The organism is Nonomuraea sp. NPDC050733, assembly GCF_040654215.1.
Classification (GTDB): Bacteria; Actinomycetota; Actinomycetes; order Streptosporangiales; family Streptosporangiaceae; genus Nonomuraea.
The window spans coordinates 155,390-168,235 of the sequence record NZ_JBFAHO010000010.1; the positions used below are offsets into that span (position 1 = coordinate 155,390).

Genomic DNA, 12,846 nt, shown 5'->3' on the forward strand with positions numbered 1-12,846 from the left:
GGGCGCCCGTTCTGCGTGCCTGCCGGCCGTCACGGGCTGGGCAGGTCGCGGTACGGGTTGGCGGGTAGGCCCGTGTAGGGGGTGGGACAGCGCCACAGCTCCCCGCCGCCGCTGCCGTCCCAGGCGGTGGTCACGTACAGCACGTCCAGATCGGGCCCGCCGAACGCGCAGCTCGTCACGTTGGCGGCGGGGACGGGGACGGTCAGGTCCGTGGAGCCGTCGGGCCGCAGCCGCACGACCGACGCGCCGCCCCACAGCGCGACCCACACGTGCCCGGCGGCGTCCACCGTGATGCCGTCGGGCTGCGGGAGCCCGGCGAAGCGCCGCCGGTTCGCCATCTCGCCGCTCGCCGGGTCGTAGTCGAAGACGTCCACCTGGCCGGTGGGCGTGTCCACGTAGTACAGCAGCCGCTCGTCCGGGCTCCACGCGATGCCGTTCGAGATCGTCACCCCGGCCAGCACCCGCTCGCAGCTCCGGTCGGTGTCCAGCCGGTAGAGCGAGCCCGCGCCCGGGGTGTCGTCCTCGGCCTTGGTGCCCGCGAAGAACCGTCCGGCACGGTCGCAGGCGCCGTCGTTCATCCGGTTGCCGGGGGGCTCGGCGGCGGTCACGGGGGCGACCACCTCCAGCCGTCCCCCCTCGTGGACGGCGAAGCCGTCCCTGACCGCGAGCGCCAGGCCGCCCGAGGCACGGGGCAGCGCCACGCCGACCGGCCGGCCCACGTCGATCGACTCCTGGGCGTCGTCGGCGGGGTCCAGGCGGTGCACCAGGCCGGCCGGGATGTCCACCCACAGCAGCGTCCCCGTGCGCTCGTCCCAGCGCGGCCCCTCGCCGAGCCGGGCCGCGGGAACCGGTACCGGTTTCAGATCCATCGCGAAGTCTTCCCATCCACCATACAGAACGGTATTCCGGTCACAGCTGCTCGGAGATCGCGCGCCGGAGGCCCGCGCCGACCTCTTCCAGCCGGGCCGGCGACATCCGGTCCTTGATCGCGGTCACGCTCACCGCGGCGACCGGCACGGTCCTGCCCAGGAAGATCGGCGCCGCGACGCAGCGCACGCCCGGCTCGTTCTCCTCCAGGTCGAGCGCGTAGCCGCGGCCCCGCACCTGCTCCAGGTGGGCGGCGAGCTTGGCCGGCGCGGTGATGGTGTTCCTGGTCCGCACCCCGAGGGGGCCGTACCTCTCGGCCCACGCCTTGACGGCCTCGTCGGTCGGGTACGTCCAGGCCAGCAGCGCCTTGCCGACGCCCGTGCAGTGCGCGGCGTTGCGGCCGCCCACCACCGAGCTCATCGTGATCGACCGCACCGCCTCGACCTTGTCGAGGTAGACGATCTCGCCGCCGTCGAGGACGGCGACGTGCACGGTCTCGTCGAACTCCTCGCGCAGCCGCAGCAGCAGCGGACGCACGAGGGTGCGCAGGTCCATGGACTCGTAGTACCGGAAGGCCGTGGCCAGCAGCTCGGTGCCCACGAAGTAGGGGCCGCCCGGCTCGGGCTGCGCGGCGAAGCCGCGGTGCTTCAGCGCGCCGAGCAGGCGGTGCAGCGAGCTCTTGGGCAGGCCGAGCCGGCTGGCGAGCTCGTCGAGCGTGACGCCCCGGCTGTGCTTGCCGATCTCCTGCAGGATCAGCAGGGCGCGGTCGACGCTGCCCACCGGGGACTGGGCCTCACCCACGGGGCTCTCTTCCACAGGATTCCATGCAATGGAATGCTAGCGCGTCATTCGGAATCTCGCCTCAGAGCCGCCCTTCAGGTGCCCAGGACGCCCTCACTCCGGTGGCAGGGGCCAGGCGACACGGGCAGCCACACGCGCATGCTCGACGGCCCGCGCTGGGCCCATGTCCGGTACGGGCGCAGCGGCACGTCGAACCACGCGGCGTCCCCGTCCCCGGCCACCGCGTCGGGCTGTGGGGAGGCGGCGGTGGTGTAGGGCCACGGCCCGGCGGCCGTCGCGCGCCGCCGGGCGCGGACCCGCGCGCCGCCGCCGTCCGCCCGCGGCCCCGCCAGGGGGTCGATCACCAGAGCGTCCAGCCCGCCCACGTGGGACCCGCCCACGTGGGACCCGCCCGTGTGGGACCCGCCCACGGCGGTCCCCTCCGCGAGAGACCCTCCCGCGCCGGACTCGCCCGCCTGGGACTCCCCCGTGGCGGGCAGGTCGAGGGATTCCACGCACAGGACGTCCGGGCCGCGCTCGACCGCGACGCAGCCGCGTACGGCGTCGATGCGCGGGTCCGGCCAGGTGAAGCGGGGCCCCATCGGCAGGTCGAGGGTGACGACCTCGCCCGCCCGGAACGTGCGCCGGATCGCGAGCGTGCCCGGCTCGACCGGCCGCGTCCGCCCGTCCTCGGTCACCGTGGCTCCGGCCGCCCAGGCGGGGACCCGCAGCGAGAGCGTCCACGGCGACGGCTCGTCGGCCGCGATCCGGACCCTGACCGTGCCCGTCTCGGGGTAGCCGGTCTCGACGTCGGCGGCCACGCGCCTGCCGTCCGGCAGCTCGGCGCTGATGGCGCACGGCGCGTACTGGTGGATCTGCAGGCCGTCGTCGTCGGTCGTGGCCAGGTAGGCGTCGAGGCTGGCCAGGGTCCGGGCGACGTTCGTGGGGCAGCACGACACGTCGAACCAGGCGGCCCTGGTGCCTCCCTCGGCGCGCGGGCTCACCGCGTCCGGGTCCGCCGGCCGTCCCGGCTCTCGCTGGTGCAGGGGGTTGGCGTAGAAGAACGCCGTGCCGTCGGGGCTCGGCGAGGTCGCGATGACGTTGTAGAGGGTCCGCTCGATCAGGTCGGTGTAGCGGGTGTCGGCCGTGGCGAGGTACAGCCGCCACGACACCATGATCGAGGCGACCCCGGCGCACGTCTCGCAGTAGGCGCGGTCCGGCGGCAGCTCCCAGTCCTCGCCGAAGCCCTCGTCCTGGTGGCGCGAGCCCATGCCGCCCGTGATGTAGGTCCGCCGCGCGACCGAGCGCTCCCACTGCCGCTCCACCGCGCGCAGCAGGTCGTCGTCGCCGCGTTCGACGGCGACGTCCACCGCCGCCGCGGTGAGGTAGAGCGCGCGGACGGCGTGGCCGCGCCACACGTCGGCGCGCCGGATCGGGATGTCGTCCTGGAAGTAGGCGCGTCCGAGGGGGATGTCGCGCAGGGTTCCGTGGCCGCGCCGTTCGAGGAACAGGCGGGCCTGCTCGACGTAGCGGTCCTCGCCCAGGGCGCGGCCGAACTCGGCCAGGCCGACCTCGATCTCGGGATGCCCGCAGATCCCGCGCAGGCCGTCCTCGCCGAAGGTCCGGCACACGTGGTCGGCCGCCCGCCGCGCGACGCGCACCAGGTCGTCCTCGCCCGCGGTGCGCAGCCGGGCCACCGCCGCCTGGAGCAGGTGGCCGGTGTTGTAGAGCTCGTGGCCCATCTCCAGGTCGCTGTAGCGCGGCTGCTGCCCGCCGTGGCCGAAGCACGTGTTGAGATAGCCGTCCGGGTCCTGGGCCCGGCCGACGCGCGCGGTGAGCCGCTTGATCGCCGTCTCCGCCTCCGGGTCGCCGGTCCTGGCCGCCTCCCAGGACAGCGCCTCCAGCAGCTTGTAGACCTCCGAGTCGGAGAACGACCAGCCGGGCCGGTCGGGCGAGGTCGTCCCGTCCGCGACCCGGTCGAAGTTGGCGAGCCAGCCGAGGCGCTCCATCCAGCTCTCGCAGTGGGCCAGCGTCGCCGTGGCGTTCACGCTCTGGAGCCGGCCCCAGAGGCCGCCGGTGATGGAGACCTGCGGCAGCCCGAGCGGGCGTACCGGGCCGTGGAGCGGCAGGACGGGGACGGAGCGGGCGGCGGCGGGGGCGCCCGGCAGTCCGGGGTCCGTCGTGCCTTCGATCATGTCAGGGGCCTTTCGAGTCACTGGGTGTTCAGTCCTTCACGGCGCCGGCGGTGACGCCGGCGGCGATGTAGCGCTGCGCGAGGACGAGGAGGAACGCGGCGGGGACGGAGGCGATCACCGCGGTCGCCATGATCGAGTTCCACTGCGTGGTGTTGTTGCCGATGTAGCGGAAGATGCCGAGGGTGATCGGGATCGTGTCGCTGTTGCGGTTGAGGGTGGAGGCGAAGATGAAGTCCGACCACGCCCACAGGAACGTGAACAGCGAGACGGTGATCACCGAGTTGCGGCTCAGCGGCAGGATGATCGAGCGGAACGTGCGCCAGGTGCTCGCCCCGTCGATCTGCGCCGCGGACATGAGCTCGGCCGGGATGCTCGCCATGAACGCGCGGAACAGCAGCACGGCGAACGGCACGGCCAGCGTCGAGTCGGCGACGACCAGGCCCGCGACGGTGTTCAGCATCCCGAGCCTGATGTAGACGGCGTAGAAGCCCATGGCCATGACGACGGCCGGGATCATCTGCGCGACGAGCAGCAGGAAGTCCACGACGCGGGTGCCGCGCGGCCGCAGCCTGGCCAGCGAGAACCCGGCGGGCAGGGCCACGAGCAGCGTGAGCGCGACGGTCGTGAGGCCGATGAAGAGGCTGGTGGCCAGGGCCGGCAGTTGCTGGCCGAGCGCCGCGGTGTAGCCCTCGAACGTGGGGTTCCAGGGGAACCAGTGGGGCGGGTCGGCCCGCATGTCGCCCGTCCTGGTGAGCGAGACGTTGAACATCCAGTAGACCGGGAAGAGCATCAGCGCGACCAGGACGACGCCCAGCGCGGTCTTCCACCACGTCCTCGTCCCGGTCATCGCTGCTCCTCCTTGCGCTGCAGGTGGACGTGCGCGAGCCCGGCGGCGAACGCGATGAGGATGAGCACGTTGCCGACGGCCGCCGCCGGGGAGAAGTCGGGCTGGCCCGTGCCGAACGCCTCGCGGTACGACCAGATGGCCAGCGTCGCCGACGCGTCCGCCGGCCCTCCCCTGGTCATGATCCAGATGATGTCGACGACCTTGAGCGTGTAGATGAGGCCGAGCAGCAGCGTGATCGCCGACACCGGGCGCAGCAGCGGGAAGGTGATGCGCCAGAACCGCTGCCACGCGTTCGCGCCGTCCAGCCCGGCGGCCTCGTAGAGGTCGGCCGAGATGTTCTGCAGCCCGGCGTAGAGGATCACCAGGTTGAACGGGATCCCGAGCCAGATGTTGGCGACGGTGACGGACAGCAGCGAGGTGTCCGGGGACGTCAGCCAGTTGATCTGGCCGATCCCGAACGCCTGGAGCGCGGAGTTCACGATGCCGTTGTCGCTGTTGAGCATCCACGACCAGGTGGAGGCCGAGACGATCAGCGGCAGCAGCCACGGCACGAGGAACATCGCGCGCAGCACGGCGGACAGCCGGAAGCTGCGGTGGAAGAAGACCGCCAGGGCCAGGCCGAGCGCGTACTGGGCGGCGATGGACACCAGCGTGAACACGGCCGTGTTGCGCAGGGCCGACAGGAACGTGTCGTCGGAGACGATGTCCCGGTAGTTGTCCAGGCCGGTGAACTCCGCGTCGCCGCGCACGAACGCGCGCGGCGTGTAGTCGTGGACGCTGAGCTCGATGTTGCGGTACAGCGGGTAGGCGTAGAAGAGCAGCAGGTAGACGGCGAGCGGCGCGAGGAAGGCGAAGGCCGTCCACTGCGGCGAGCGCCGGCGGCCGGAGGTGGAGCTCACCCCCGCCGCCGGCCTGCCGGAGGCCGCGACCACGCCGGTACGTGACGATGCCATGACAGGGCTCCGCTCAGCCGCCGACGGCCTGCGCGGCCTTGGCCTGCGCTTCCTTGAGCGCTTCGGCGGGGCTCGCCGAGCCGCTCAGCGCCTTCTGCACCGCCGTCCACAGGGCCTCGGAGATCTTCGGGTACTTCGTGCCGAGGTTGTCGCTCGTCCGGCCCTTGGCCGACCGGACGGCCTCGGCCCACGGCTTCAGGCCGGGCTCCTTGGCCAGGATGGCCTGCTGCCCCTCGGCGGTGGACGGGATGTAGTAGGCGAAGGTCGTACCGGTCTCCACCAGGCCCTCGGGCGTCGTCATGCACTCGAGGACCTTCTTGGTGACGTCGTAGCGCTTGGTGTCCTTCTGCACGGGGACCGTGATGAACTCCCCGCCCGTGGGCGTTGGAGCGTTCCCACCCGCCTTGGCGGGGATCTGCACGATGCCCGTCGGGAAGCCGGCCTTCGCCGCGCTGTTGATCTGCCAGGTGCCGTTCTCGGCGAACCCGAACTCGCCCGTGAGGAACTCCTCCCAGGTGGTGTTCTGCGAGTTGCTGATGACCGAGTTGGGGGCGGCGCCGTCCTTCAGCCACGAGCTCCAGAGGTCGAGCGCCTCGACGGCCTGGGGCGAGTCGAGCCGGGTGAGCTGCGCGCCGGCGCCCCAGAACCACGGCAGGAACTGGAAGGAGCCCTCCTCCGTGCCGATGGCCGAGAACGTGATCGGCTTCTTCCCGGCGGACTTGACCTTCTTCAGCGCCGTGGTGAGCGAGGCCCAGTCCTTGATCGTGGCCGGGTCGACGCCCGCGGCGTCGAGGATCTTCTTGTTGTAGTAGAGGGCGAGGGTGTTCGCGCCGATGGGGATGCCGTACGTCTTGCCGTCCAGCTCCCCGGCGGCGATGAGGTTCTTGTCGAACCTCGCCGTGTCGAGGCCGAACTCGTCCATCGAGGTGAGCATCCCCGCGTCCGCCAGGGTGGAGACGGCGGGGTTGTCGAGGAGGATGACGTCGGGGGCGTTGCCCTCCTGGCCGGCCAGCAGGGCCTGGTTGGTGAGCGCGGTCGTGTCGTAGGCGGTGCGCTGGATGGTGACGCCCGCCTGCTTGCCGCAGGTGTCCACCCGCTTGGCCCACGCGGAGGACGCGTCGTGCTGCGGGTACGGGTCCCACCAGGTGTAGGCGTTGCCCGCGGTGGACGTGGCGGCGCCGGCGCCACCCTGGGGGGCGGACGAGCAGGCGGCCAGGGCGAGGACGGCGGTTCCGACGACCGCCGCCCGGGCGGACATCGATGACGGGTTCATGCGATTCCTCCATGGTTAGCGCTAACAAAACAGGCGCGACGAGACGGGAGCCGCGGCGGTGCGCCGCGGTCAGCGTGCGAGGGAGGCCGGGGGCGCGGTGCTGCCCCGCGACACCAGCTCGGGGGAGATGAAGCGCACCACGAAGGGCTCGGCCCGCCCCTCCTGCGACTCCACGCGGCGCACGAGCTGGCGCACCGCCATGGAGCCGAGGCGGTCGGGCGCGCTCTCGATGAACGAATAGGGCAGGGAGAAGGAGGCGGCGAACTCGCTGGAGTAGCGCCCGATGACCGACAGGTCCTCGGGCACCCGGAGTCCCCGCCCGTAGGTGACGGACGGCAGCGCGGCGGCCGCCGCCTCGTTGTTGACCAGCAGCCCCGTCGCCGCCGGATAGGCGTCGAGCAGGGCGTTGAGCAGGCGCCCGACGGCCGGCTGGCGGGACTCGCCGTACACCGCGTGCAGCGTGACGCCGAGCCGGCGCGCTCGCTCCAGCGCGGCGTCCCGCAGGCGCCAGACATAGGCGCCGCCCCGCTCGACGACGTGTTCGGGCTGCGAGACCAGGACGATCTCGCGATGGCCGAGCTGGTGGAGGTGGTCCACCATGACCCTTCCGGCCTCCTCGAAGTCGAGGTCGAACACGTCGAGTCCCGAGCAGTCGCCCGGCAGCCCGACCAGGGCGCCCGGCTGGGGCGCCGCGCGCAGGATGGGCAGCCTCGGGTCGGCCTCCGCGATGTTCATCAGCACGACCCCGTCGACCATCCGGGAGTCGGTGATGCGCCGCAGCGCCCGCGCGCCGTCCGCCTCGGTGACCAGCAGGGTGTCGTACCCCAGGTCGCGGGCGGTGTCGGTGACGCCCAGGATGTACTGCATCATCGCGGGCGCGAACTCGTCCTCGTGGAACTGGGCGAGCAGGCCGAGGACCTTGGTCTGGGAGGTGGCGAGCGCGCGGGCACCGGCGTTGGGCGTGTAGGCCAGCGCCTCGGCCGCCGCCAGCACGCGCCGGCGGACCTCCTCCGAGATGGGCCGCTTGCCCGACAGCGCGTACGACGCCGTGCTCCGGCTCACCCCGGCCTCCCGGGCCACGTCTCCGATCGTCGCCACGCCCACCCCTGTTCATCGAACCGGTTCGACGATGTCGCCGACTCCCTGTATCGCTTGCCGGCCCACGGGGTGGAGGACGCCACACCTGGGAATTTCCGGGCTCACGCGGCTCCGAGGCACGGCACTACCTCGGGTCGCGATCACCTGGGTTCCTGGAATCCAGCGAACCGGTTCAACGATGTGGCTCGACTGTCACTCCACGGGCCGGGCCCCGTCAAGAGCGAAGGTCACCGGCGATACAGAATCGTGACATCCCAGAAACAGGCGTGGAGGCGGGGACCCATCGGTTCCCGCCTCCACGCGAGGCCGGCCGTCACGGCAGGCGCGTCAGCCGCGCGGGTTCCAGCCGTCGGTGTCCACGTCCAGGTCGAGCCCGTCCGCGATGTCGTCCCAGCCGGTGAACTTGAAGTTCGTGTTCTCCCGGTCGGCCTCGGCAGGGGTGTTGAGGCCGTCGTGGGAGACGAACAGGCCCTCGTCGAAGTCGCCCAGCGGCGTGTTCAGCACGGTCGAGCCGTCGCTGTTCTCGACGCCGTCGATGCCGTCGTCCTGGCCGATCCGGAACTGGCCCAGGTAGGGGTTGGCCCCTTCCCTGCGGTAGACGGCGAAGGTGCTGTCGCCCTGGCTGGAGGCCAGCAGGTAGCCCTTGCCGTTGTCCCGGTAGTAGATGGTCAGGCCCTCGGCGTCCGCGGTCAGGTGCCGGCCGCCGTAGCCGGGGTCAGCGCCGGGGGTGCACTCCTCGGTCGCCGGGTCGTAGGTGCCGGGGACGCCGTACTCGCGGACCTTGTCCACCAGGACGGGGGCCCCGGTGAGGTCGGCCCGCATCCGCCAGATGCCGACGTCCTCCTGGGCGGCGTAGAGGACGTCCTTGTCCTGGTCCACGACCATGCCCTCGACCTGGGCCTGCTCGTCGGGCTCCAGGCAGGGGGCCCAGGTCCGTCCGTTCGGCAGGGTGAACGACGCAGGCAGGTCCAGCGTCCTGACGACCTGGTAGCCGACCGTGCCGCCCGGCTTGGCGAGCAGCTTGACCAGGCCGACGGAGGTCCGGTGCCGGCGGCTGACCAGGGCGTAGGTGCCGGTGGAGTCCTTCCAGGCGGCCAGGCCGTACGCCGTCTCGCCGTCGTCGACCTGCTGCTGGGTGGTGTTGAAGACGAACGGCGCGGCCGGGTCGGTCACGTCGGTGAGGTGTCCGCCGGAGACGGCGTAGACGCGCAGGGTGTCGCGGCCGCGGTCGGAGACGATCGCGAGGTCCCTGCCGCCGAAGCCGTAGGTGACGTCCACGTTGTTGAACCGGCCGGGCTCGTCGTCGGGGCCGGGGGCGGCGGGCGCCGGGAGGTGCTGGAGCTGCTGTCCGCCGAGGTCGTAGACGTAGAGCCCACCCTCCTTGGCGGTGCTGATCACGACGCTCCTGCCCGAGTCGGACGGGTGCACCCAGATCGCGGGGTCGTCGCCGTTGGCGTTGCCGCCGGCCTCGTCGTCGAACAGGGCGGGGGTCTCGACGTCCGGGTCGATCGACGCCACGCCGGAGCCGGCCGCGGGCACGGCCAGCCCTCCTGCCACGGTGAACGTCAGGGCTGCCAGGAGAAGCCTGGACAGGGGACGCATCGCGCCTCCTCTTTCGGGGGTGATGGGGCCATGGAGCTACGGGAGCCGACACAGGGACACGGGCGAGTGTCGCCGGGCCGGATGACGGGCCGGTGAACGCCGGGGACCCTCCACGGGTCAGCCGTGGTTGACGCGCCAGAAGTCGGAGACGGTCTGGCGGTCGCGCAGGTCCCCGAGGAGGCCCTTCGGGTCGGTGTGGAAGAGCTGACCCTGCCAGTCCGACAGGCCGGGCGCGGTGACGAGCGGCTTGACGGTGGTGTTGCCGGACATGCCGCCCTCGCCGATCTCGTGCTTGACGCCTTCCCCGGTCATGATGAAGCGGACGTACAGCTTGGCCGCGTTGGGGTGCCTGCTCTTGGCGGCGACCGCGACGTACTTGGGGTAGCTGAAGCCGGCGAACGGCGTCATCCCCTCGCAGGTCGCCTGCTTGTACCCCTTGTCCTCGTTGTTGCGGAACTTGGAGATCGACATGAAGCCGATCTTCTTGTCGGTGGCGCTCGGCGCGCCGACCGCGGCGGAGATGTCCTCGTCGGAGCCGGTCAGCACCGGCTTGTTGCGGGAGATCCGCTTGATCCACTCGTAGGCGGCGCTCTTCTCCTCGGTCTTCAGCGCCTTGCCGTACTTCGCCTGGTACGCCTGCTCCAGGGCCTGGTTGCCGTGTGCGTCGAGCTGGGTGAAGAACGACAGCACGGTGGGCTTGCCCAGGGGGTCCTGCATCACCAGCTTGCCGGCCCACTCCGGCTCGGTCAGGTCCCAGACGTTCTTGACCGGGCATCCGCCGGGAGAGAGCCTGCCGTTGTAGGCGAAGACCGTGGCCTTCGACAGGGCGAGCAGGGGGTTCCGGTTCTCGGCGGGGATCTGGTCCGTCAGGTCGGAGGGGATCCACGTCCGCGCCACGCCCTGTGGCATGAGCTGGCCGACCAGCACGCCGCCGTCCTCGTACATGGCCGCGTCGATGGTGACGTTGTCCGCGGCGTGCTCCCTGACCATCTTCTCCGCGGTCTGCGGAGTGTCGGACTTCACCCCTTCCATGGCGATGCCGTACTTCGCGGTGAACGCCTTCGCCACCTCCTCGATGTCGCCGCTGGAGTCGTAGACCAGCAGGCTGCCCTCCTTCTTCGCGGCGGCGACCAGGGCGTCCAGGTCCAGGCCGGTGTCGAGCGACGGGGCGGGCAACGCCCCGGCGGTCGCCGCCGGGGACGGAGCGCCGCTGGTGGACGGCGCGCAGGCGGCCGCCGCGACCGCCAGCAGCGCCACCAAGATGATCTTCCCGGTACGCCTCATGGGTGGCGTCACTCCTTGCCTCTCGGATCACCGGCGCCCGCAGAGCCCCGAGCCGCCGCCGGTGGGCTCAACGATGAACATCAGGTGAATAATTTGTCAAGACATACTTACGTGGAGGCGAACGCACTCGACCTGTTCTTCCCACTCGGCAAGACGACAGGTAGTGAGAATGTCAAGACAAAGTATTGACCGTTCATCTCGCGTTCATCTAATACTGAAGGCCCCTGACGAGGAGCCGACATGCGTGTGAGTCCGCCGGAGCCCGGTCGAACAGGCGCCACCGGCGCCGCCGCTGTCACCACGTGATGGGCTGGACGGCGGCGTTCGCCGTGGTCGCGGTCCTCTTCGTGCTCATCAGCGGCGCCAACGACGGAGCCACCCTGATCGGGCTGGGGCTGCGCTTCCCCAGAACCCCGGGGTGGGCCGCCGCGGCACTGCTCACGGTGGTCCTGTTCGCCGGGCCGTACGTGCTGGGGCTCGCCGTCGCGCGCACGTTCACCGAGGGCCTGGCGGGGCTGGGCACCCACGGCGGCGCGGCGGTGTTCCTGGCCGGAGTGGTCACCGCGGTGGCCGTGGTCGCCGCCCTCACCGGCAAGGGACTGCCGACCAGTCTGACGCTGGCCGTCATCGGCGGCATCGCCGGCGCCGGGCTGGGCGCCGGGCTGCCGGTGTCGTGGCACGGCGTGGCCGTCGTCCTCGGGGTCGGCGCCTGCGCGCCGCTGGCCGGTCTGGTCCTCGGCTACCTGCTGGGGGCCCTCTCGCGCCGCGTGCCGTCCTGCCGCCGGATGCCCCGGCTGGTGCTCGCCGCCCACCTGCTGGCCTACGCCGCCCAGTGCACGGCGTACGCGGTCAACGACGGCCAGAAGATGGTGGCGGTGGTGAGCGTCGCGGTGGACGTGGGCCGGGACGGTCTCGGCGGGGTCGGTCCCGTCGGCCTGTCCCCCGGCTGGATGGCCTGCCTCGCGCTGCTGTTCCTCGCCGGCTCCCTGACCGGCCTGACCCGCGTGGGCGAGCGCCTCGGCCGCGGCCTGGTCATCGCCCGGCCGCTGCACGTCCTCTCGGCCGAGACGGCCGCCACCGGCGCCGTCCTCGGCAGCTCGGCCCTGGGCAGCCCGGTCAGCATGACCCAGTCGGTGCTCGCCGGTGTCGTCGGCGTGGTGGCGAGCGAGGGCTCCCGGCGGGTGCGCTGGCAGGCGGTGGCGAACGTGGGCACGGCCTGGCTGGTCACCCTGCCGTCGTCCCTGGCGCTCGGCTGCGTGGCCGGCCTCGCGCTGAGGCTGCTGTGAGCGGCGGCACCGGCCGCAGGTGGCGGTTCGGGCGGGCCTGGGACGAGCTGCGCGGCCGGTCGGGCCGGCGGGTCGTCGACCTCGTCCGCGGCCAGGTCGCCGTGGCGCGGGCCGGGGCCGTCCTGGCCTGCTCGGCCGCCTCCGGCGCGATCGAGCGCCCGGCCGCGCGGACCCGGATGACCGAGGTCGAGCACGAGGGCGACGCGGCGCGGGCCGAGCTCGTGCGCGCCCTGCGGCGGACCCTGGCCACCCCCCTCGACCGGGAGGACCTGTTCCGGCTCTCCCGCTCCATCGACGACGTCCTCGACCACCTGCGCGACTTCGTGCGCGAGGCGGACCTGTTCGGGCCGGCCGGCCTGGACTTCGCCGTCGAGCCGCTGCGGGCCGTGGTCGACGGCCTCGACGAGCTGGAGGAGGCCCTGCTCAAGGTCTTCGACGACCCCGGCTCGGTCACCGTGGCCGTGCTGGCCACCCGTAAGTGCTGCAGCCGGGTCCGTCAGCTCCACCAGGCGCGGCTCACCGAGCTGTTCGCCCGGTCGCTGCGGATGGACACCCTGCGCGAGCGCGAGCTGCTGGCCCGCCTGGACGCGGTGGGCCGCCGGCTCGGGGAGTCCGCCGACGCGCTCGCCGACGCGATGCTCAAACGAAGCCACTGAACGTC

At 72.1% G+C, this 12,846-nt stretch carries 11 protein-coding genes; 2 read left to right on the forward strand and 9 right to left on the reverse strand.

The window, feature by feature from the left end; translation table 11 throughout:
* Positions 1 to 29 precede the first annotated feature (29 nt).
* The 9 genes from AB0H64_RS19430 to AB0H64_RS19470 form a co-directional block, all read right to left on the reverse strand.
* Complete coding sequence (locus tag AB0H64_RS19430; RefSeq protein WP_357626059.1) at positions 30 to 869, reverse strand: SMP-30/gluconolactonase/LRE family protein; 840 nt, start codon at positions 867 to 869, stop codon at positions 30 to 32.
* A gap of 40 nt (positions 870 to 909) precedes the next feature.
* On the reverse strand, positions 910 to 1,668 hold the full coding sequence (locus AB0H64_RS19435; RefSeq protein WP_357626062.1) for an IclR family transcriptional regulator: 759 nt from the start codon (positions 1,666 to 1,668) through the stop codon (positions 910 to 912).
* Between the two features lie 74 nt (positions 1,669 to 1,742).
* A complete protein-coding gene (locus tag AB0H64_RS19440; protein ID WP_357626065.1) occupies positions 1,743 to 3,842 on the reverse strand; it encodes a beta-L-arabinofuranosidase domain-containing protein in 2,100 nt (699 codons plus the stop codon).
* Positions 3,843 to 3,870: 28 nt separating this feature from the next.
* Complete coding sequence (locus AB0H64_RS19445; protein ID WP_357626068.1) at positions 3,871 to 4,689, reverse strand: carbohydrate ABC transporter permease; 819 nt, start codon at positions 4,687 to 4,689, stop codon at positions 3,871 to 3,873.
* Entirely contained in the window at positions 4,686 to 5,642 is a 957-nt protein-coding gene (locus AB0H64_RS19450) for a sugar ABC transporter permease (RefSeq protein ID WP_357626071.1), read from the reverse strand. Before AB0H64_RS19450 ends, AB0H64_RS19445 begins: the two co-directional genes overlap by 4 nt.
* Before the next feature lie 13 nt (positions 5,643 to 5,655).
* A complete protein-coding gene (locus AB0H64_RS19455) occupies positions 5,656 to 6,915 on the reverse strand; it encodes an extracellular solute-binding protein (protein ID WP_357626073.1) in 1,260 nt (419 codons plus the stop codon).
* A 69-nt stretch (positions 6,916 to 6,984) separates the two neighbouring features.
* Entirely contained in the window at positions 6,985 to 8,013 is a 1,029-nt protein-coding gene (locus AB0H64_RS19460; RefSeq protein WP_357626075.1) for a LacI family DNA-binding transcriptional regulator, read from the reverse strand.
* Between the two features lie 327 nt (positions 8,014 to 8,340).
* Positions 8,341 to 9,615, reverse strand: a complete 1,275-nt coding sequence (locus AB0H64_RS19465; RefSeq protein ID WP_357626076.1) for a phytase — start codon at positions 9,613 to 9,615, stop codon at positions 8,341 to 8,343.
* Positions 9,616 to 9,732: 117 nt separating this feature from the next.
* The gene (locus AB0H64_RS19470) at positions 9,733 to 10,899 is read right to left on the reverse strand and encodes an ABC transporter substrate-binding protein (protein WP_357626077.1); all 1,167 of its coding nucleotides are present in this window, start codon (positions 10,897 to 10,899) and stop codon (positions 9,733 to 9,735) included.
* Between the two features lie 305 nt (positions 10,900 to 11,204).
* Between AB0H64_RS19470 and AB0H64_RS19475 the strand changes: the two genes are divergently transcribed.
* Together AB0H64_RS19475 and AB0H64_RS19480 are read left to right on the forward strand one after the other, a co-directional pair.
* Positions 11,205 to 12,185, forward strand: coding sequence for an inorganic phosphate transporter (locus AB0H64_RS19475; protein ID WP_357626217.1), 981 nt, complete (start codon positions 11,205 to 11,207; stop codon positions 12,183 to 12,185).
* Entirely contained in the window at positions 12,182 to 12,841 is a 660-nt protein-coding gene (locus AB0H64_RS19480) for a DUF47 family protein (protein ID WP_357626080.1), read from the forward strand. The genes AB0H64_RS19475 and AB0H64_RS19480 overlap by 4 nt, the downstream gene beginning before the upstream one ends.
* The last annotated feature ends 5 nt before the right edge of the window (positions 12,842 to 12,846 follow it).